This is a genomic window from Brevibacterium sp. (assembly GCF_031179145.1).
Lineage (GTDB): Bacteria > Actinomycetota > Actinomycetes > Actinomycetales > Brevibacteriaceae > Brevibacterium.
The window spans coordinates 59541-80440 of record NZ_JAPSIB010000020.1 but is presented as its reverse complement, the minus strand read 5'-3'; the positions used below and the strand labels follow the sequence as shown (position 1 = coordinate 80440).

18 protein-coding genes are annotated in these 20900 nt (G+C 67.5%); 8 read left to right on the top strand and 10 right to left on the bottom strand.

The window, feature by feature from the left end:
• Window positions 1–30 precede the first annotated feature (30 nt).
• Window positions 31–282, top strand: a complete 252-nt coding sequence (locus RIT73_RS14405; RefSeq protein WP_309132784.1) for a 4Fe-4S domain-containing protein — start codon at window positions 31–33, stop codon at window positions 280–282.
• On the opposite strand, the gene RIT73_RS14400 is transcribed toward RIT73_RS14405, so the two are convergent.
• The 3 genes from RIT73_RS14400 to RIT73_RS14390 all read right to left on the bottom strand — a co-directional run bounded on the left by RIT73_RS14400 (window position 267) and on the right by RIT73_RS14390 (window position 5192).
• Window positions 267–1238, bottom strand: a complete 972-nt coding sequence (locus RIT73_RS14400) for an NAD-dependent epimerase/dehydratase family protein (RefSeq protein ID WP_309132783.1) — start codon at window positions 1236–1238, stop codon at window positions 267–269. The two genes, RIT73_RS14405 and RIT73_RS14400, sit on opposite strands and share 16 nt — an antisense overlap.
• A 70-nt stretch (window positions 1239–1308) precedes the next feature.
• A complete protein-coding gene (locus RIT73_RS14395; RefSeq protein ID WP_309132782.1) occupies window positions 1309–4152 on the bottom strand; it encodes an alpha/beta fold hydrolase in 2844 nt (947 codons plus the stop codon).
• An 11-nt stretch (window positions 4153–4163) separates the two neighbouring features.
• Window positions 4164–5192 (bottom strand): 3-oxoacyl-ACP synthase III, encoded by a 1029-nt coding sequence (locus RIT73_RS14390; protein ID WP_309132781.1) that lies wholly within the window; start codon window positions 5190–5192, stop codon window positions 4164–4166.
• Between the two features lie 272 nt (window positions 5193–5464).
• Between RIT73_RS14390 and RIT73_RS14385 the strand changes: the two genes are divergently transcribed.
• Window positions 5465–6268, top strand: a complete 804-nt coding sequence (locus RIT73_RS14385; protein ID WP_309132780.1) for a 3-oxoacyl-ACP reductase — start codon at window positions 5465–5467, stop codon at window positions 6266–6268.
• A 139-nt stretch (window positions 6269–6407) separates the two neighbouring features.
• Here RIT73_RS14385 and RIT73_RS14380 read toward each other — a convergent pair whose 3' ends face one another.
• Window positions 6408–7991: an FMN-binding glutamate synthase family protein gene (locus RIT73_RS14380; protein ID WP_309132779.1), complete on the bottom strand. Its 1584-nt coding sequence runs from the start codon at window positions 7989–7991 to the stop codon at window positions 6408–6410.
• Window positions 7992–8149: 158 nt separating this feature from the next.
• On the opposite strand from RIT73_RS14380, the gene RIT73_RS14375 reads away from it, so the two are divergent.
• Together RIT73_RS14375 and RIT73_RS14370 are read left to right on the top strand one after the other, a co-directional pair.
• Complete coding sequence (locus tag RIT73_RS14375; protein ID WP_309132778.1) at window positions 8150–9448, top strand: MFS transporter; 1299 nt, start codon at window positions 8150–8152, stop codon at window positions 9446–9448.
• A 37-nt stretch (window positions 9449–9485) separates the two neighbouring features.
• Entirely contained in the window at window positions 9486–10346 is an 861-nt protein-coding gene (locus RIT73_RS14370) for an enoyl-CoA hydratase-related protein (RefSeq protein WP_309132777.1), read from the top strand.
• A 17-nt stretch (window positions 10347–10363) separates the two neighbouring features.
• On the opposite strand, the gene RIT73_RS14365 is transcribed toward RIT73_RS14370, so the two are convergent.
• Window positions 10364–11056 (bottom strand): NUDIX hydrolase, encoded by a 693-nt coding sequence (locus RIT73_RS14365; RefSeq protein ID WP_309132776.1) that lies wholly within the window; start codon window positions 11054–11056, stop codon window positions 10364–10366.
• A 152-nt stretch (window positions 11057–11208) separates the two neighbouring features.
• Here RIT73_RS14365 and cls point away from each other — a divergent pair, with 152 nt between their 5' ends.
• On the top strand, window positions 11209–12696 hold the full coding sequence (gene cls, locus RIT73_RS14360) for a cardiolipin synthase (RefSeq protein ID WP_309132775.1): 1488 nt from the start codon (window positions 11209–11211) through the stop codon (window positions 12694–12696).
• Window positions 12697–12829: 133 nt separating this feature from the next.
• Here cls and RIT73_RS14355 read toward each other — a convergent pair whose 3' ends face one another.
• From RIT73_RS14355 to RIT73_RS14340, 4 genes are all read right to left on the bottom strand, one after another.
• Window positions 12830–13603, bottom strand: a complete 774-nt coding sequence (locus RIT73_RS14355; RefSeq protein WP_309132774.1) for a hypothetical protein — start codon at window positions 13601–13603, stop codon at window positions 12830–12832.
• Window positions 13604–13756: 153 nt separating this feature from the next.
• Window positions 13757–14791 (bottom strand): agmatine deiminase family protein, encoded by a 1035-nt coding sequence (locus RIT73_RS14350; protein WP_309132773.1) that lies wholly within the window; start codon window positions 14789–14791, stop codon window positions 13757–13759.
• A gap of 199 nt (window positions 14792–14990) precedes the next feature.
• Complete coding sequence (locus tag RIT73_RS14345) at window positions 14991–15941, bottom strand: electron transfer flavoprotein subunit alpha/FixB family protein (protein WP_309132772.1); 951 nt, start codon at window positions 15939–15941, stop codon at window positions 14991–14993.
• A 55-nt stretch (window positions 15942–15996) separates the two neighbouring features.
• On the bottom strand, window positions 15997–16788 hold the full coding sequence (locus tag RIT73_RS14340) for an electron transfer flavoprotein subunit beta/FixA family protein (protein ID WP_309132771.1): 792 nt from the start codon (window positions 16786–16788) through the stop codon (window positions 15997–15999).
• 299 nt (window positions 16789–17087) lie between these two features.
• Here RIT73_RS14340 and RIT73_RS14335 point away from each other — a divergent pair, with 299 nt between their 5' ends.
• The 3 genes from RIT73_RS14335 (at window position 17088) to RIT73_RS14325 (ending at window position 20608) form a co-directional block, all read left to right on the top strand.
• Window positions 17088–18275: a CoA transferase gene (locus RIT73_RS14335; protein ID WP_309132770.1), complete on the top strand. Its 1188-nt coding sequence runs from the start codon at window positions 17088–17090 to the stop codon at window positions 18273–18275.
• Between the two features lie 304 nt (window positions 18276–18579).
• Window positions 18580–19398, top strand: coding sequence for a DUF5819 family protein (locus RIT73_RS14330; RefSeq protein WP_309132769.1), 819 nt, complete (start codon window positions 18580–18582; stop codon window positions 19396–19398).
• Window positions 19388–20608: an HTTM domain-containing protein gene (locus RIT73_RS14325; protein ID WP_309132768.1), complete on the top strand. Its 1221-nt coding sequence runs from the start codon at window positions 19388–19390 to the stop codon at window positions 20606–20608. Before RIT73_RS14330 ends, RIT73_RS14325 begins: the two co-directional genes overlap by 11 nt.
• A 50-nt stretch (window positions 20609–20658) precedes the next feature.
• Here RIT73_RS14325 and RIT73_RS14320 read toward each other — a convergent pair.
• A partial coding sequence (locus RIT73_RS14320; protein ID WP_309132767.1) for a hypothetical protein occupies window positions 20659–20900 on the bottom strand: 242 nt, incomplete at its 5' end.

Sequence of the window (20900 nt, the reverse complement as noted above, 5' to 3'; positions counted from 1 at the left end):
GATGAGGAGTCCGAGACAGGGGTGAGGAACATGGAGATCACAGTCCATTCGAGCATGTGCGTCGCGGCAGGCAACTGCGGGGTCGTCGCGCCGGCCGTCTTCGCCAATCCCGACGAGAATGACGGGTTCGTCGAACTCCTCGACGCGCATCCGCCTCAGTCGCAGTGGCAGGCGGCCAGGGAAGCCGAGTACCTGTGCCCGTCGAAGACGATCCAGATCGACGGAAGCGCGATACCACCTCGGCGCCCGGGCTCGGAGTCCTCGGATCAGTTCGCCGAGTAGTGCGCGACGAGGAGCTCCAGGCCCTCTTCGATGCTCACCCGCGGTCGCCAGTCCAGGACTTCCTGGGTGCGGCGCTGGTCGAACCAGTGGGCCGTCGAGAGCTGCTCGGCGAGGAATCTCGTCAGGGGCGGTTCGTCGTCGTGCTCACCGAGGTCCCACACCTTCTCCACGACGGATCCCGCCGTCAGTGCCGCTCTGACGGGAATGCGCAGCTTCGGCTCGGGTGCGCCTCCGGCGATCGCGATGCGCGCCATCAGCTCCCCGATCGGGCGCGGCTGTCCGTTCGTCACGACCAGCGACTCCCCATGAGTGGTGTCGACGGCGTCGAGGGCCGCGACGATCGCCTCGACGGCATTGTCGACGAACAGGGTGTCGACCAGGGCGGTGCCGGCACCGAGCACCGGCATCCGACCGGCACGGGCGCGCTCGACGATGCGCTCGGTCAGCTGGACATCGCCCGGCCCCCACATCAGGTGCGGACGCAGAGCCAGGACCCGGAGGTTCTCGGAATCGGCGCTCAGGGCGATGAGCTCCCCGGCAGCCTTCGTGCGGGCGTACTCCCCGCGAGCGAGTCCGGGGGAGGCGAGACCTGCGCCGGAGCCCACGATCGACTCGCCGGTGTGGGCCACCGACGGCGAGGAGATGTGGACGAGCCGGGGGACGCCGGCGGCCTGCGCCCCATTGACGAGGGTGCGAGTGCCGCCGACGTTGACCGCTGCGAACTCGCGTGGATCTCCGGTCAGCGACACCTTCGCCGCCAGGTGCACGATCGCCTCGGCGCCGTTGATCGCCTCGGCGACCGCGGTCGGATCGGTCACGGTGCCGATGACGTCCCGAGCCCCGTCGACTCCGGAGGGCCGGCGCTGGAGGGTGGTGACGCCGTGCCCGGAGGCGACGAGGGCACGGGCGACGGACGAACCGAGCAGGCCGGAGGCCCCGGTGACGGTGATCTTCATGCGAACTCCAATGCGGCGATCGGACGGTCTCGGGTGGGTGGGTCGACTGCGGGCGCGGACGTCGGAGTGCTCAGACTCGTCTGCGCACGGACCCGCCGGTCAGGACGTGGTCGGCCCAGTCCGCCAGCCGGGAGCGGTCGATCTTCGAGTTGTGGCGGATGTCGGTCGGGAAGTTGGGCGCCACGAGGACTGCACTGAGATCGTGTCCGTCGATCGCGGCGACCTGTGCGCGGAGACGGGCGGTGAGGTCCAGTGGGGCCAGGCCCGCCTTGAGCTCAGTGCCTTCGGCGTCGAGCACCGCGACGAGCGCCTGCGTGCCGGTCGGTCCGGTGCCGACGACCGCGCTGCGGCTGACCTGCGGGTCCTGGTCGATGAGCGCTTCGAGCGCACCGGGGCCCACGGGTCCGCGCGGAGTCGTCACCACGTGTTGGAGGCGGCCTTCGAGCCACACCCGCCCCGTGCTGTCGATACGGCCGACGTCGTTGGTCCGGTGCCAGTCACGACCGTCGAGGTCGTCACGGGCCGAGAGCGCCGTGGTCCGCCAGAGCCTGTCGTAGCCGGCCTTGATGTGCGCGGCGCTGACGACCAGCTCACCCAGACGGCCGTGCGCCTGCGGGCCGCGCAGAAGAGTCTCCGACGGAGTCCCGGCGTCGTCGATCGGCGCGAGTGCGAGCTCGACGCCGTCGATGGGCCGCCCGACGCACACGCCGAGGTTGGGCCGGGCCTCCCCTGCGACAGTGGTCGTCGAACCGGTGGCTCGAGCCACTCCCTCACGGTCGATGTCGGCGAGCAGGAGGCCTTCGGTCATCCCGTAGGGGGAGTGGATCGAGGCGGCGGGGAACACCTCGGCGATGGAGTCCATCAGCTCCAGCGGCACGGGCGCGCCCGCGGAGAGCACGAGTTCGACCCGAGCGCACGCGGCCTTCTGCTCGGGGCTGAGCGACGAGGCGGTGGCGGCGACATTCCGGTACGCGGCGGGGGAGGCGAAGACCATGGTCGCCTGACCGGCGATGACGGCGTCGGCGATGGCGGACGCGGTCAGTGTCTTCGGCTTCGTCACCGACATGTCGGGAGTCACCGAGGTGGCTCCGATGGCCGGGCCGAGCAGGGCGAACGGAGGGAAGCCTGCCACCAGGCCGGTGCCTTCGGCGACGTTGAAGACGCGGGTGAGCACCTGTGCGAGCGCCGAGATGTCGGCATGCGTGTAGCGCACTCCCTTCGCGGGTCCGGTCGACCCGGAGGTGAAGAGGACTGCGGCGTCCGCGTCCGCCGCCGGGGTCGGCAGGGCGCCGCGGTGGTCGGTGCGGGCGAGGTCGGTGAGGCTGGTCTCGACTTTGAACAGCCTGCGCTGAACCGGTCCCAGCGGGGTCACGGAGATGCGGCGGCCGGGCCAATTGAAGGCGCGAGCCAGACCGAGCCCCGGCAGCTCCCCGATGATCCACTGCGGATCCGCCGAGGTGGTCGCCCGGGTCATGCCCTGAGGGCCGAGTCCGGCGTCGGCGACGACCGCGACCGCGCCGATCTTCAGGCAGGCGTAGAGGGCGGCGGTGAGGTTGTTGCCGGGCGGCACGAGCATGGAGACACGGTCGCCGGGGCGGACCCCGAGCTCGGTCAGACCATGGGCGATGCTCGTCGTCACATGCCAGAGCCGGCGCCAGGTGATCTGCTGCGCCGGCGACCGGGAGAAGTCCACCGAGGCGACGCTGTCGTCGTCGCGGCGGGCGTCGAGGATCGCGGTGATGGGTCGGGCGGCAGCGGATGAGTTGGTCACTGCCGATGGGATCGAGGCATTCGCCTCGGTGGAGGGGGCTGCGATGGGCGATGCGGCCGGGGTCGAGCGTGCATCCGCAGTTGAGCCTGCATCCACCTCGGCGGGGAACCGGGCGGCGAGCCAGTCGAGGACGACGCCGGCGACGTCGAAGTCCTCGCTGACGAGGTGCGAGCCCTTCTCGAACCGGTGGATGTCCGCCTGCGGCAGGCGTCCGCGCAGGTCCCGCAGGTAGCGTTCGAGGAACACCGGGTCCTTCGGCCCCCACACGAGCAGAGCGGGGTGGCTCAGGGCGGCGATGTCCTCGCCGATGCGCTGGAGCTCAGGATATGAGGGGTGCTTCTCGTCGACGGGGATGTCGGCGACGAACCCACCGATCCCATACCGTCGGCCCGGAGCGTCGTAAGGGGCGCGGAAGGCGTCCCGGATTTCGGGATCCAGATCGCCGAGGCCCAGGGTCACCCGCAGGAACCAGTCGGTGAGCACGGTCGCGGTCGGCAGCATCGGTCCGGCCAGGGTCGCCCGAAGGGGAGCGGGCAGCGGGGCGTCATCGGGCTGGTGGACAGCGGTGTTGAGGCTGATCGAGGCGGAGACGAGAGCGGTGTTGCGGGCAGCCCACCCCAAGGACAGCACGCCGCCCCAGTCGTGTCCGATCGTCACGATCGGATGGTCGCTGCCGTCCGCCTCGGCGGTGGGCGCCGAACTTCCGGCGGTGTCAGGGGCGTTGCCGTCCACCTCGGCGAGGAGGGTGCGGACGACGGCGTCGAAGTCGTCGATCCGCTGGGAGATGCGGCGCACCTCAGGGCCGTGGGGCTTGGGCAGGGACTCGTGCTCGAGTCGCTCGGAGAACCCCATGTCGAGCTGGTCGGGGGCGATGACGCGCCAGACCCTCTGACCGGCACGCCCTGCGGCGTCGACGGTGGCCTGAGCCAGGTGCCGCCACAGATACGACCAAGTCGGGTTGCCGTGCAGGGCGACGATCGTCCCGGTCGGCTCGCGGCCGGTGGCGCGCAGGGCCTCGAGCGTGTCGAGGACGTGGAAGGAATGCGTTCCGTCGGCGGTCTCGGCATCGACGGTCCGGGACCAGGCGGGATCCCACTCGGGCAGCGTCGGGGGAATCGTGGCCGGCCGTGCAGGAAATCTCATTGAACCTCTACTTACCACTCGATTTCGGTCATTGCGGTGTTGAGCCCGGAGCCCACGCCCATGCACAGGACGCGGTCGCCCGGTTTGAGGTGCTCGGCCTCGCGGCACAGGGTGATCGGCAGCGAGGCGGGACCCACGTTGCCCAGCTCGGGGTAGGTCACGGGGATCCGGTCGGAATCGAGCTGGGCGGCCTTGGTGATCGAGTTCGTGTGGACGTCGGAGACCTGGTGCATGACGTAGCGGTCCATGTCCCGCCAATCCCAGCCGTCCTGATGAGCTTCTTCCCAGGCGGCGACGACGAGCTCCATGCCGCCGGCCAGCAGCCCCTTCGTGTCGGTGAACATGCCGTTGTGGTCGCCCACGCACAGTTCGTGGTGCTGGGTCGCGGCGCGGGTGATGCCGCCGATGACCCGATGGCCCTCGGGGTGCTTGTCGGCAGGACCGAGGACGGCAGCCGCCGCGCCCGAGCCCAGAGTCAGGGAGGCGAACTCGTTGAGGTACTCATCGCGGGTGATGCCCGGGCGGGTGAGGCGGCTCAGCGTCGCCTCCTGCACCCGGGAGGCGTCTTCGCCGGCCACGACGAGGGCGTATTCGATCTGCCCGGCATCGATCATGGATGCGGCCAGGGTCATGCCGTTGACGAAGCCGAGGCAGGCATTGGCGATGTCGAAGTTCATCGCCTGCGGACCCAACCCGATCCCGGCGTGGACGCCGACGGCGACCGAGGGCTCCAGGTGCTCACGGGTCACGGAGGTGTTGACCATCAGGCCGATGGCGTCGGGCGCGACGTCCGCCTCGGCGAGGGCCTTCTTCCCGGCGGCGATGGCGCCGTCGACGAACTGATGCGGCTCATCCCAGTTGCGCCTCGCTTCGACGCCGGCCACCCGTTGCAGCAGGCCGGTGGGAAGGCTGAGAGTGGAGAGGGTATCGGCGAGACGCTCGTCGAATTCCTGGGAGGCCACTCGATTGGGTGCCACTGTCTCCGCGAGACCGAGGAGTGCCACGTTCGAATGCCGGAAAGTTGCGTTGCCGTTCGCCAATTGAAGTTCTCATCCCTCTTCGGGTAGTCCTATTCAGTCTTCTGGCAGCCTCCCTCCTGCCCGTCGAGACGTCCGGCCGAGGGCCGGGATCGGGGCGGACAAGGCGCAGACGCCAGAAATCAATCCTATATCCGTGAGCCTGAGGGTGCGGTGAGGACTTTGCGGCGCCCCGCGGCGGAGCCCGGGCGGCGCTGTGCTGTGACCGGTAGTCTGGACGCAGCATCAATGAGTCGCCCGCTGCCCTCTGCGGCCCGAGCACAGGAGTCACACCCATGAGCAATGCACGTGCGTTCACCACCTCGGCGCTGCCGCTGGAGGACCAGATCGTCCTGGTCACGGGGGCGGGCCGCGGCTTGGGCGCCTCGATCGCGAAGGCCTTCGCGCATGAGGGAGCTGCCGTCGTCGTCAACTACCGCTACTCCGCCGAGGCCGCGGAGGAGCTCGCCGAGGCGGTCCGCGCTCGCGGTGGACGCGCAGTGGCGATCGAGGCCGATGTCACAGACTCCCGCGCCGTCGATGCGATGTTCGAGGCCGCCCACCAGGAGTTCGGGGCGCCCGTGTCGACCGTGGTCAACAGCGCTCTCGTCGATTTCTCCTTCAACGGCGATGAGCGCCAGCCGGCCGATGAGATCGACTACTCGGACTTCGCCGACCAGTTCCAGGGCACGGTGGAGGCCGCCCTCAACACGGTGCAGGCGGCGATGCGCGGGTTCCGGGAGATCGGTTCGGGCCGGGTCATCAACATCGGCTCCAACCTCGTTCAGAATCCCGTCGTGCCCTACCACGACTACACGGCCGCGAAGGCCGCTCTGCTGTCGCTGACCAGGACGTTCGCCAAGGACCTCGGGCCGATCGGGGTGCGGGTGAACATGGTCTCGGGCGGGCTGCTGCGGACCACCGACGCGTCGTCGGCCACCCCCGCCGAGGTGTTCGACCAGATCGCTCAGGCGTCGGCTCTCGGTCACGTGACGACCCCGGAGGAGTTCGCCTCGGCGGTGGTGTTCTTCGCCTCGCCTGCCTCCCGTGCGGTGACGGGACAGAACCTCGTCGTCGACAACGGCCTCGTGATGGGGTGAGGCCCACGCGCTGCCGCCGAGCGGACCACTTCCCCTTGAGAGCACCACTTCGTGAGATGCTCACGCCGAGAGTACGACTTCACCTCGAGGGCGCAGCCGGTACTTTCGAGGTGAAGTGGTCCGCTCGGTGATTCGACCTCTACCGGCTCTCGCCGTATTGGAGGTGGAAGCTGTCGGGGCGTGCGGCCTTCCAGTCCGCGGCCCATTCGCTCGGCGCACCGTTGAGCAGCTCGCCCGGCTCAAGCCATTCGTAGAGCTTCGCGTAGGACCAGGACTCCGACGGTGAGACATTGCGACGCAGCATGGTCGGCTCCAGCTGGTCAGGATGGGTGACTCCCATCGCGGCCATGATCCGGACCGCCTCGGCGACAGTGCTCTCCTGATAGTTCTTCACCCGTTCTGACTTGTCCGGCACGTCGAGAGCGCGGGTACGGCGCGGATGCTGGGTTGCCACTCCGACCGGGCACTTGCCGGTGTGGCAGGCCATGGCCTGGATGCAGCCGACCGCCATCATCATCGCGCGGGCCGAGTTCGTGTAGTCGGCGCCCTGGATGAGTCGTTTGACGATATCCGATCCGCTCGCGATCTTCCCCGAGGCGCCGACCTTGATCTTGTCGCGCAGTCCGGTGCCGACCAGGGCGTTGTGGACGGTCATCAGACCCTGGGTCAGGGGCAGGCCGACATGGTCCTCGAACTCCAGGGGCGCCGCGCCCGTCCCGCCTTCGGAACCGTCGACGATGATGAAGTCCGGGGTGATGCCGGTTTCGATCATCGCCTTGCACATGGCGAGGAACTCGGTGCGGGATCCGACGCAGAGCTTGAAGCCGGCGGGCTTGCCGCCCGAGAGCTCACGCATCCGGTCGATGAACTGCATGAGCTCGATCGGAGTGGAGAACACGCTGTGGTTGGGTGGGCTGATGCAGGTCTCGGCGACAGGGATGCCGCGGATCTCGGCGATCTCCTGGGAGACCTTGGGCCCCGGCAGGACACCGCCGATCCCCGGTTTGGCCCCCTGGGACAGTTTGAGCGAGGTCATTTTGACCTGCGGGTCCTGCGATCTCTCCGCGAATCTGTCCGGATCGAAGTGACCGTCCTCGGTCCGAGCTCCGAAATAGGCGGTGCCGAGCTCCCAGACGAGGTCGCCGCCGAACTCCCGGTGATAGGACGAGATCGCCCCCTCCCCGGTGTCGTGGGCGAAGCCGCCCATTGCCGCTCCCTTGTTGAGAGCGCGGATCGCGTTGTCGCTGAGCGAGCCGAAGCTCATGGCGGAGACATTGAGCAGGGCGATGTCGTAGGGCTGCGTGCACTTCTCGCCCCCGATCCTGACTTTCGGTGGGGCCTTCGGGTTCGACAGCGGAACCGCTGAGTGCATGAGTGCTTCGTAGTCCCTGCGCTCGACATCGCGTTCGGTGCCGAATGCCTGCTCGGAGTGGATGCCCTTGGACCGCTCGTAGATGGTCGTGCGCGTCTCGCGGTTGAACGGGCGCCCGTCCCAGTTCCGTTCGATGAAATACTGCTGGATCTCGGGGCGGATCGACTCGAGCAGGTACCGGGCATGCCCGATGACGGGGTAGTTGCGCAGCACCGCATGCTTCTTCTGGGTGTAGTCCCACGCGGCCAGTGCTCCGAGGCCCAGCGCCGAGGCGGTCGCCGCGACCCGTGCCACCTTCTTTCCGGTCGAAGTCTCCGCGACCACGTTGACGATGGGCAGCTGGTGTTTCATCGATCCTCCTCAAGACACGGTGCTTGGTGCGAGCCTAGACCGCATGCCGAGGTGTTTCCAGGACTACGGGTGGATCAAACGTCGGCGGCCCTGTCGGAATCGCGGCCATACCCGGGCAGGGTTTGGCACGCGACCGGGGCGGGCATAGCGTGGAGGACATGACGACCGGGCAGCCGAATGCGACGAGCGATCGGCGCACCGTGGTCGCGGTCTTCCTCGCAGGCGTCGCAGTGTTCCTCGTGCTCTACGAGACCCAGGGGCTCATCCCCGCCATCCGCACGGCCTATGACATCGACACTCCCACCGCGAGCCTCACGGTCTCGGCCACGAACGTGGCGATGGCGGCCTTCCTCATCCCGTTCTCCCTGCTGGCGCCGCGCATCGGCCACGCCCGGCAGATCGCCGCGGGGGTGATCCTCGCGGCGGTGCTGGCCCTGGCCCTGCCCTTCATGCCGTCGGCCGAGCTGCTCATCGCGGTCCGATTCCTCCAGGGAGTGGCGATCGCCTCGGTGCCGGCCACTGCCATGGCGTACCTGTCCCTGCGTCTGCCGTCGGCAGCTCTGCCCGGAGCGATCGGTGTCTATATTGCGGGCAACACCATCGGCGGGTTGTGCTCGCGACTGCTCACGGGCCTCGCCGCCGAGCTGCTGGGCTGGCACGGAGGCCTGGCCGTGACCGCGGCGGTGTCCCTGTCCTTCGGCCTCGTCGTGGTGTGGCTGCTGCGCCGGGACCTGTTCGGGACACACCGCCCGCGCACCGCAGGCCCCGAACGCCGCGTTGACCTCGACGCCGAGACACCGGATGGAGACGCCGAGACACCGGACGCTGATACCGGGCCGAGCGAGGACGCCCGGGGTCAGGCACCCGGGGCACCGCCTCGGCGAGCAATTGTTCCCTTGGGCTCGGGACTGTGGCGAATCTACCTCACGGGTTTCCTGTGCATGATCGTGTTCGGGGGCTCGTTCACGATGCTCGGATCCCGCCTGCAGCAGGACCCCTGGCACCTGAGCGAAGGCGCGGTCGCCCTGTTCTTCCTCATCTACCTCGTCGGCACGGTCGTGACCACCTACTACGGCCGGCTCGCGACGACGTTCTCCCGCACCCGGCTGACGCTCATCGGCATGGTCACCGCGATCATCGGGGCCGGGCTCACCCTGATGGACTCCTTGGCCGGAATCATCGTCGGAATGTCGCTGCTGACCGGGGGATTCTTCCTCGGCCACACGGGCGCCTCGGCGGCTGCCAGCGCCGCCCACCCGGGCGTCGACACCACCCGTTCCTCGGCCGTGTACCTCACGGTCTACTACCTGGGCACCAGCCTCGGCGCGTGGCTCTCCGCCGTCCTCTTCACCGACTTCGCCTGGCCCGGCGTCGTCGCCATGTGCCTCGTCTCCCTCATCGCCGTGTTCGCATTGACCTTGTCGGGCGCTTCGATAGGGTTCAGGAAACGCCCCTGACCGATCGTCGCGCCGACTGACCTCGAAGGATCCGCCTATGCCTGATGCCACCCACGCCACGGTGACCCAGTCGATCGCCGCTGGCGTCGCCCACGTCGAGATCGACCGCTCGGAGACGCTCAACTCCCTGACCCGGGAGGTGTTCGAGGACCTCGTCGAGGTGGGCCTGGCCCTGCGCGGGAACGCCGAGGTCCGCGCCGTCGTCCTCTCCGGCCGCGGCCGCGCGTTCAGCGCGGGGCTCGATCTCGGGGAGTTCGCGAGGATCGCCGAGGCGGGCGCGGGTTCCGCCGGAGAGTCTGAGGCCGGCGCCGAGGTGGGTGCGGGCTCCGCCGTTGTCCTCGGTGAGCGTCTGGGCGCGGCACGCGCGCTCGCGCAGAAAGCCGTCCATGTCTGGACGCTCGTCGATGTTCCCGTGATCGCCGCGGTGAACGGCGCGGCACTCGGGGGAGGGTTGCAGATCGCGCTTGGCGCCGACCTGCGCATCGCCCACCCCGACTCGCAGTTCGCGATGATGGAGACCCGGTGGGGGATCATCCCCGACATGTGCGGCACGCAGATCCTGCCGCGCTTGGTCGGCCCCGGAATGGCGAAGAAGCTCATCCTCACGGGCAGCACGATCGACGGGCACGAAGCGCTGCGAGTCGGCCTCGTCGAAGAGATCCACGTCCAGCCGGTCGAGCGGGCGCTCGAACTCGCGACCGAACTCGCGGGTCGGTCGCGTCCAGCTCTGGCCTCGGCGAAGAGACTGATCGACTCTTCCTATGAAGCGACATTGGCCGACGGGCTCGACGCGGAGCAGGAGGCCTTGGCCCAGCTCCTCGGCACCGACGAGCAGCGTCAGGCTGTCGCGGCCCAACTGTCACGGATGCGCAAGCGGGAGGCTCGGGCCACCCGGTGAAGCCCGGCTGAGGAGGGTCAGGACGCTGGGAAGTCCGGGCTGACCGGATCGAACCGGCGCTCGAGCGCGATGAGCTCGTCCGTGCCGCCCAGGGTGCTCAGCTCCCCGAGCAGCACCAGGGTGGGCCGCATGAGCTTGAGCCGACCGGCCGCCTCCTCAGCGAGGAGCTCATCGACCCGCAGCCATTCGCTCGTATGCGCCTCCGTCGTCTGGTGCCGTGGAGCCTGGATCTCCCCGACCACGGCGAGATAGAAATAGGTGTCGAAGCGCTTCGGCAGACCCAGGGGCGTGACCCAGTTCGCCCACGGCTTCAAGTCCGAGGGGTCGAGAACCGTCCCTGTCTCCTCCTCGATCTCCCGCACCGCGGCGGCCAGGAGAGCGCGCCAGCCGTCGGCCACCTCGGCGATGGAGGAGTTCTTCCACGCGGACGTGTGGGCGGCGGGATCACGGACCTCGATCGAGGCGGCCCTCGTCTCGTCACTGGGATCGACGCGACCGCCGGGGAACACGACGACTCCGGCGGCGAAGTCCATCGTAGAGACGCGATGCTGAACGAAGACCTCGAGCCCGTTTTCGCCGTCCCGGACCATGAGCACACTGACGGCAGGCCGGATGGGAACGGAGGCCGGATCGTCGACGGTCAGCCGTGCCTGAGCGCTGTCCGCGGTGTCCGACGGGTCGGACCCTTCGGGGGAGATTTCTCGGATCACGCGTGAGCACCTTCGCTTCCAGGGGACGATTTCGATTCCGGGAGAGGACTTCGCTTCCCATTATGAGGGGCAGGATACGATGGGGTGAAGAGTTGCCACGGGCTTCGAATGACCGGAGTCCGAAGTATCGGAACAACACAGAATTGAGCGGCGTGGAGGTCTATTCCTTCTTCACGATCGACCGAACATGGCCGAGCTGGCTGGTGATCACGCTGGTTGCGGTCGATCTCATCATCAGGATCATCGCGTTGGGGTGGATTCCCCACAATCGCAGGCCCTCGGTGGCACTGGGCTGGCTGCTGGCGATCTTCTTCATCCCCTATATCGGCATTGCGGCCTTCCTGCTTCTCGGTTCGGCGAAGCTGCCGAAGCGCAGGCGCAACGAACAGCAGGTCATCAACCGCGTCATCCGGGAGCGGATCAGCGACCAGGCGATCATCGGTGACTCCTCGCACATGCCGGAGCCTCTGAGCACCGCCGCGCAGCTCAACTTCGACCTCGGCGCACTGCCGTTGACGTACGGCAACGGTTTCGATCTCCATCCCGACAATCATGCCTGCATGGAGGCGATGGCCGACGCCGTCGACCAGGCGGAGAAGTACGTGCACTTCGAGTTCTACATCGTCGCCATCGACCGGACGACGAGGCGGCTGCTCGAATCCCTGCTGGCCGCCCACGAACGCGGGGTGAAGGTGCGGATCCTCATCGATCACCTCGGTTCGCTCGGGTATCCGGGCTATTCGGAACTGGTCAAGAAGCTCAACGACTCCGGAGTGAGCTGGCGGCGATCCCTGCCGATCCGCCCGTGGAGAGGTGAGTACCAACGTCCGGACCTGCGCAACCACCGGAAGATCCTCGTCGTCGACGGGAGTGTGGCCTTCACCGGATCGCAGAACATCATCGATCGCTCGTACAACAAGCGCCGCAACCTGCGCAAGGGATTCCAGTGGCAGGACCTCTCGCTCGAATGCACCGGTCCCGTCGTCGCGGAGCTCGACGCGGTGTTTGTCTCGGACTGGTACGCGGAGACGAGCCAGGTGATCGAGGACGCGGGTCAGATCGCCCTCAACGCCCCGCAGCGTGGAGGCGTACAGGCGCAGGTGGTGCCCTCGGGGCCCGGCTTCGAAGATGAGAACAACCTGCGGCTGTTCCTCCACCTCATCTACAACGCGAATCGCTCAGTCGTCGTCTGCTCGCCCTACTTCGTCCCGGATGAGTCGCTCATGCACGCACTGACGACGGAGGCACGTTCGGGCGTCGATGTCCGACTGTATGTGGGGGAGACGAGTGACCACTGGGTTGCGCAGAGAGCACAGCAGTCGTACTATGACTCGCTGGTTCGGGCGGGTGTGCGGATATTCATGTATCACGCTCCCACAGTATTGCATTCCAAGTTCCTCATCATCGACGACGATGTCACGATCATCGGCTCGTCGAACATGGACGAGCGATCGTTTGCGATGAACATGGAAGTCACGATGTTCATCATCGACCGAGGATTCGCCTCACGCATGTACGCGATGGAGATGGACGAGTACCGCCCGAACTCGGTCGAGCTCGATGCCGAGGAGTGGCGCAACCGACCCCTTCTGCACAAGTACACCGAGAACGTGGCACGCCTGACGAGTTCGCTGCTATAGAAGGTGGTCGGGCCGTGGAAAGTGGCCTGGATGTCGAAGGCGGCCGGGCCGTGGAAAGTGGCTGAGATAGTGAAAGCGGCCGGTTCGAGCGGTATTCAGCTCGAACCGGCCGTCTTCCGCCAGAGAACAGTGATCAGTCGTCGTCGGCCACGCCCGAGGGGCCCTCATCGTCGAAATGACGAGTCGGGTCGCCGTGGATGTCGCGAGACTTCTTGCCCGCGATCGCGTCTGCTGCGCCATCCTTCTCGACGTCGAAGTTCGGGGTCGCGCTCCCGCTGTTACCGCTGACGACAGTGCCGATCCCGCTCACTCCACCGCCGCCGGCGATTCTGCCGCTGGGGCTGTCATCGCTGGAGCTGTCCGATTTGCCCGCGCCGCCGCTGGAGCTGCCGGGCTTCCCGGCGGCGCCGGTGGCGGCAGCGCTGCTCGGCTTGGGTTTGCTGTCGTGACGGTTGAGGTCACTGGGCTTCGGGATGTCGGTGCCGGAGCCCTGGCTGCCGGCCGAGCCGCTGCCTGCATCGGCGTTCGCCCCCGAAACCGAGCGAACCGGACCGCTGCCTGCGTCAGGCTTGTCGGCCGCGCCTCCGGTCGTCTCGGCGTTGTGACCTGTCTCCTCCGCAGCGTCGCCGCCGCCTTCGGCACCTCCGACTCCGCCGGATGCGGCACCTGCTGCGCCGGCCGCGGCCGCCGAGGTCACCTTGTCAGCGGCGGACTGCACGGCGTCGGCGACGCCGGGAGCCTTGTCCCTGATCGACTGGTTGGCCTTGTCGACCGTGTCCTGCACGCGCGGATCGCTCCACAGTTCCTGCACTTGGGCTTTGAGCCGCTCGTAGCTCTGTCGTCCGGTTCGTGATCCGAGAACGTATCCGACTCCCAGACCTGCCAGGAGAATCAACCGCTTCTTCATCTTCTTGCCCTCCTTCTCACCGTGCTGTGACTTGGTGCGACACGCAACAGACAACCAACATGTGTCCTGGTTCACCACCTTATACCGCGTCGAGGCCAACGGTGCCCGGGTTCTTGCCAGGGCAGGCGATTCACTCGGGAGAAGGCGGACGCCTCACCCCAGCGAAGGCTGCTGCTGCGTGATGCAGTGGACGCCGCCGCCACGCGCGTAGAGCTCGCGAGCATCGACGCCGACGACCTTGTGCCCCGGGTAGACCTTCTCCAGGACGGCTATCGCCTCGGCGTCCATTGGATCGTCGAAGGTGCACGCGATGACTCCACCGTTGGTGACGAGATGATTGACGTAGGAGTAGTCGACCCACCCCTCGTCGTCGCGCAGCGTCTCGGGAGCGGGGATCGCGACGACCTCGAACGGTCGGCCGTCAGCCGTCGTCTCCTGCGCGAACTGCTCCTTGACCTCCTGGCTGAAGGCGTGGTCGGGGTGATCCGGATTGCGCTGATCATGGACGAGCACGACGCCGGGGCTCGGCATCGTTGCGACGATGTCGACGTGCCCGCGGGTGCCGAACGTCTGGTTGTCGCGGTGGAGTCCGCGGTCGAGCCAGATCACCTTCCGGGCGCCGATCGTCCGCGCGAACTCGGCTTCGACGTCCGCCTCGGTGAGGCCGGGGTTGCGCCCCGGATCCAGCTGCACGCTCCGGGTCGCGAGCACGGTGCCCTGTCCGTCGACGTGGATTCCGCCGCCTTCGTTGCGCAGGTCGGAGTTGACCACGGGAGTCTGCGAGAGCTCGGCGACGGTGCGGCCGATGTGCTGATCGTGATCCCACTTCGCCCACTCCTGGGCGCCCCAGCCGTTGAACACCCAGTCAACGGCGTGGAGGCGACCGTCGTCGTCGAAGACGTAGGTCGGTCCGATGTCGCGCATCCACGCGTCGTCGAGCTCGGCGTTGACGATCGTGATCGGATGAGTGCTTCCCTCGCCGAGGTGACGGCGGGCATTCTCGGTCTGCGACTCCGAGACGACAACGGTCACCGGGGTGAACTCGCTGGTCGCCCGGGCGACCGCGGCCCAGGTGCGACGAGCCGCCTCGGCGTCGGACTCGGTGTCGCCGAGGGCGTAGCCGGAGGATGGGAACGCCATCCAGATGCGGTCGTGGGCCGCGGTCTCCGCGGGCATGAGAAACGACATTGCTGATTCCTTCGAGGTGATGGGGGGAGTGCGGTGATGGAGGGAGTGCGGTGATCGAAGTATAGGCGGTGTCCGACCGCCGCGTGCCCGACGACCGCGTGCCCGACGACTGTGGGCCCGACCGTTCAGTCGGGCCCACAGCGGACACTGGTGCGGTGCTGTTCGCGCACCTCGATCGCCTGGATGGCGGGCGGCGGTCCTACTTGCGTGCGGTGATCGCCTCGGCGGCCTGGGGCAGGACCTGGAACAGGTCGCCGACGACGCCGAAGTCGACGAGCTCGAAGATCGGAGCCTCATCGTCCTTGTTGATCGCGACGATCGTCTTCGAGGTCTGCATGCCCGCGCGGTGCTGGATGGCGCCGGAGATGCCGGCGGCCACATAGAGCTGCGGGGACACGGTCTTGCCGGTCTGTCCCACCTGGTTGGCATGCGGATACCAGCCGGCGTCCACCGCGGCACGGGACGCTCCGACGGCGGCGCCGAGGGAGTCGGCCAGGGTCTCGACGGGACCGAAGTCACCGCCGGTTCCGCGTCCACCGGAGACGACGATGGCCGCCTCGGTGAGGTTGGGGCGACCGGTCTGCGGCTTGTCCTCGGTGGACACGATCTTCGCGGTCTTCGCGGCATCGGAGATGTCGGCGGAGACGGACTCGACGCTGCCCGAGGCGGCGGAGGCCTCCGGGGCGACCGAGTTGGGCTTCACGGTGATGATCGGCGTTCCCCGGGTGACCTTGCCGCGCACCGTGTAGCCGCCGGCGAACACGGACTGGGTCGCGACGAGGTCGGAGTCGATGTCGACCGCGTCGGTGATGACGCCCGAATCGGTCTTGACCGAGAGGCGCCCGGCGATCTCCTTGCCCTCGAAGGAGGAGGACAGGAGCACGGCCGCGGGGCCGCGCGACTCGACCAGGGAGGCGAGCAGCTCAGCTGCCGGAGCGACGAGGTAGTCGGAGTAGACCGCGTCGTCGGCGGTGAGAACCGTTTCGGCGCCGTATTCGGCCAATGAGGCGGCAACCTGCGAGGCGGCGTCGCCGGCATTGACGACGACGGCGACGGGGGTGCCGATGCGACGGGCGAGGGTGAGCAGTTCGAATGTGGACTTGGCGACCTTGCCGTTCGCGTGGTCGGCGTAGACGAGTACTTCAGACATGTGGGTTCCTTCTCCTTCGACCGGCGGATGGGCCGATCAATGCATGAGTGGCGGCTCAGACCAGTTTCTGACCAGCGAGGTATTCGACGAGCTTCGTTCCGCCGTCACCGTCGTCGGTGATGATCTCACCGGCGGAGCGCGGGGGACGGGCCGTGACCTCGATGACCTCGGTCGTCGCTCCGGCCGTGCCGGCGACGTCGGCGGAGAGGCCGAGGTCGCTGAGTTCGTATTCCTCCAGCGGCTTCTTCTTCGCCGCCATGATGCCCTTGAAGGACGGGTAGCGAGGTTCGTTGATCTGGTCGGTGACCGAGACCAGGGCCGGCAGGGTGACCTCGATGGTCTGGCTGGCGACGTCGCCGTCGCGGCGGATCCTCACGGTGTCCGAGTCGACGGTGACCGATGATGCGAAGGTGGCGGCAGGGCGGCCGAGGAGCTCGGCGACCTGGACGGGGACAACGGACATCGAACCGTCGGTCGAAGCCATGCCGGTGACGACGAGGTCGACCGGTCCCTCTTCCTCCTCGATCTTCTTCACCGTCGCGGCGAGGACCTTCGACGTTCCCAGGGCGTCACTGGCGGCGAGCGAGTCGTCGACGACGTGGACACCGGAATCGGCACCCATCTGGAGCGCTTTGCGCACGGCGTCGACTGCGTCGTCGGGTCCGACGGTGACGGCGATGACTTCGGCGTCGTCAGCGTCTTCGGCGATGCTCAGGGCTTCTTCGACAGCGTATTCGTCGAGCTCCGAGAGCAGTCCGTCGACGGAGCGGTCGACGGTGTTGTCCTCGTTGAAGCTCCGGTCGCCCGCAGCATCCGGGACGTATTTAACAAAAACGGCAATCCGCATGAGGGTGGTTCATCCTTCCTGACATGGCCAATACACCCGATCGCTGAGTGTGAGGTGCCCCTAAGCGGGGCCGGCTCGTCCCACGTTATCAACTGATGGTGTTGCCTGGGACACAGGCACCATAATAGTGACTCACAGCCAACGTTCAAACGTTCGTTAAGCGTCCTGCGGAATTCGTTGCCGCCGAGGCGACCCCCGGGACTCCGCGGATCCGGGCAGGTGGGGCTGCCGGAGTCCGAGTCGGAGAGCGTGTAGTTTGGCTGAAGAGAACAGCGTCGTCATACCTTGGGAGGCAGCAAGTGGAACAGCAGGGTCTGCAGGAGCTCTTCGGCCGCAATGGGAACGGGCCCCTGAGTGGGGTGGTCGTCGCCGACTTCTCCCGGGTGCTCGCCGGTCCCTATGCGACGATGATGCTCGCGGACCTCGGCGCCACGGTCATCAAGGTGGAGGGACCGACCGGCGACGACACGCGGCACTGGGCGCCGCCTCGGCGAGAGGACGATGCGACGTACTTCCTCACCGCGAACCGCAACAAGCATTCGATCGTCCTCGACCTCAAGGAGCCGGACGACCTCGCGCTCGCCCAGGAACTCGCGCAACGCGCAGACGTGCTGGTGGAGAACTTCAAAGCCGGCGGTCTGGCGAAGTACGCCCTCGACTACGACTCGGTGCAGGCGACGAACCCGGGCATCGTCTACGCCTCGGTGACGGGCTTCGGCCCGAACAACCCGCAGCCGGGATACGACCTGCTCATCCAGGGTCTGTCGGGGTTCATGAGCGTCACCGGATCGGCTGAGACCGGCCCGGTCAAGGCCGGCGTCGCGATCGTCGACGTCTTCACCGGACTCCACACGACGGTCGGCATCCTCGCCGCGCTCGCCCACCGCAAGGACACCGGGCAGGGCCAGCTGGTGGAGACGAACCTGCTGTCGTCGGCGCTGTCGGGACTGGCCAACCAGACCTCGGCCTATGTCGCCGGCGGCGTCACGCCACAGCCGATGGGCAATGAGCACCCGAGCCTCTACCCGTATCACCCGATTCCGACGGCTGAGGGCGAGATCATCATCGCCATCGGCAACGACAACCAGTTCCGGGCACTGGCGAAGGTGCTCGGCCACCCCGAATGGGCCGGCGACGATCGCTTCGCGAAGAATGCAGACCGCAACGACAACCGGGCCCAGCTCGAGCCCCTGCTCGTCGCGGCGTTGAGTGAGAAGACGAATCAGGAGTGGTTCGAGATCCTCAGCGCGGCCGGTCTGCCCTGCGCGCCGATCAACACGATCGCCCAGGGTGTGGAGCTGGCGGCGGAGCTCGGTCTCGATCCCGTCGCCGAGGCGGGGGCGGGGGAGCGGGTGATCCCGACGGTGCGCAACCCCATCGGCCTGTCCGAGACTCCGGTCAGCTATGACCTGGCGCCGCCGCAGCTCGGAGAGAGCACGGACCTGGTCAAGCAGTGGCTGCGCTCCGGGGAGGGCTCCGCGCGCTGAGCATCGCGGGGCCGCGTCTGCGTTCCCTGCGGACCATCCCGGTTCGCGCGGGCGTCTGCGGGCCGACCCTCACGGACACGTCACGCCCGGAAACTGTGCATCGTCCGTAGTGAATGAATGGCATCGGACGTAGTTCACCGGAATGCCCACGGCGATGAGCGGGGCGGTCCAGGCTGACGCGACCCCGTCGACTGAAGTAGGCTGGGGTGCGTATGTAAGCGCCTAGGTCACCGCTGAGTCCATGAAGAGTCCCCTCGAGGTCATTGCGGACTTCGCGATGGGCCACCCCGACTCCAGGACTGTAATGGAAAAAGAGAAGACCGCACCGGCGGCCGACAATGAAGCGGCCGGTGTCCCGCCGGGTCGAAAACCGGTCGTCAAACGCGTGCTGATGGTCGTGGCGATGCTGCTCACGGCGTTTCACCTGTTCGCCTCGTTCCTCTGGATCGCGCCCGCTTCGGCGCTGCGCCAGGTGATCCCCGGCAACCTCCTCAGCGAGTACATGATCCCTCTGTGGGGCCAGTCGTGGAGCGTGTTCGCGCCCGAACCGATCAACGGCGACTACTACTTCGACGTCAGAGCTGTCGTCAGGGCGCCCGATGGCAAAGAGGAGATCACGCAGTGGGTCCGAGCCTCCGCCGTCGAGCTCGACCATTCGACCTACCGTCCCTTCCCCCCGCGCTCTGCCGGCCTGGCCATCGGAGTCGCCTCCGACCTCAAGGGGTCGTGGGAGAAGCTGACCGACGATCACCGGGCCATCGTCCGGCTCGACTACTTCAAGGGCGATGACTCGGTGCAGCGCCTGAAGTCGAAGATGCAGGAATACGGAGACCCCAAGGGGGCCATCGGCGGCTACATCCAGAGTGAGCACACGGCGACTGCGTACGCCACCCAAGTGGCCAAGGCCATCTGGGGTGACGACGTCGTCAGGGTCCAGTTCCAGGCCTCGCGGCAGAATGTCGTCCCCTTCGGCCAGCGCAACGATCCCGGAGCCAAACGACCCGAGATCCAGGTGGTGCCCACCGGCTGGCGGGGGCTGACCAATGAGGAGCACCAGTCCGAAGAGGAGTTCGCGAAGTACTTCTGCGCCTCCGACAAAGTGAGGTGCGAGCGTGAGCAGTGAGAAGAACAGAGCCGGCGCCGCCCTGGCTGACGAGGAGACGCAGAAGAGCGGCGCCACGTCCATCTCCGCCGAGGCGGATTCCGCCGGGGCCGTGGCGGACCGTCATGGTTCCGAACGCACGGGTTCCGGGCGTGCGGGTTCCGATGGCGCCGAGTCTCCAGCGGAGCGTGACGATGCCAGCCGCGATTCCGACGAGCGGATCCCGCTGATCTCCCGAGCGGTCGCGAAGGCCTCATCGGCATGGGACGCGCTCGAGGATGCACTGACCGGCCGCTACTACGCCACCTATGGTCTCGCGGTGACGCGCATCCTCATGGGCGTGACCGGTCTCGGGCTGCTGCTGACGAACTTCAACGCCCGCCACTACGCATTCGGCGTGGGCGCAGCGTGGAACGGCGAGATCGAGGCGCCGAAGAGCGACTTCCCGAACATCTGGCTGTTCTCCCTGTTCCACCGTGCGGTGACGAACCCGCCGCTCTTCACCGCCATGATGATCGGACTGGCGATCCTCGCCGTGGTCGTCATCCTGGGCTGGCGGACACGGGTCATCCTGCCGATCTACCTGATCCTGTGGGTGAGCTTCATCGAGCTCAACGACGGTGCCGGCGATCAGGGTGACAACGCCTACCGCATGTTCCTCATCGCCATGCTGTTCGCCGACACCACCCGCCGCTGGTCCCTGGACGCACGACGGAAGAAGCGCAACGGCCGCTTCCCGGACACCGACAGGGGGCAGTTCCGCTGGGCATGGATCATGGCCAACAACCTCGCGATCGTGGTGCTGGCCTTCCAGGTGTGCGCGATCTACTTCTCGGGCGGACTCTACAAAGCCGGAGGAGCCCCCTGGCAGCACGGCTACGCGGTCTACAACCCATTGCAGACCCTCCAGTTCGGGACTTGGCCGGTGCTCTCCGACCTGGTCACGGCCTGGGGCCCGATGGTCGTCGCCGTCTCGTGGGGATCGGTGCTGTTCCAGTGCGCATTCCCGTTCATGCTGTTCAACCGCTACACCCGAATCATCGCGCTGTTCGGTATCCTCTCGTTCCACCTCGGAATCGCGCTGCTCATGGGCCTGCCGTGGTTCTCGCTGACGATGATCGCCGTCGATGCGATCTTCATCCGCGATCGCAGCTTCGCGAAGGTCAACGCCTGGGCGATGCGCAACTTCCGCTCGATCAGGAGCGGCATCGACAGAGCCAAGGCGTCGTAGGCGAATTCTCGGCGAGCCATACTCGTTCCCTGCGCCTCACCCGACCTGTGTCAGGCGCCCGCCTCCGCGCGGGCGTCGCGTTTCGGGCGGATCTCCAGGCCGCCCTGGCCGGGATCCTCGGCCAGATCGATGACGACGGTGTCGCCGTCGCTGACGTCTCCGGCGAGCAGGGCGCGGGCCAGGCGGTCGCCGATCTCGCGCTGGACCAGTCGGCGCAGTGGGCGCGCACCGTAGGCGGGATCGTAGCCCTCCAGCGCCAGCCAGTCCTTCGCGGCGTCCGTGACCTCGAGCG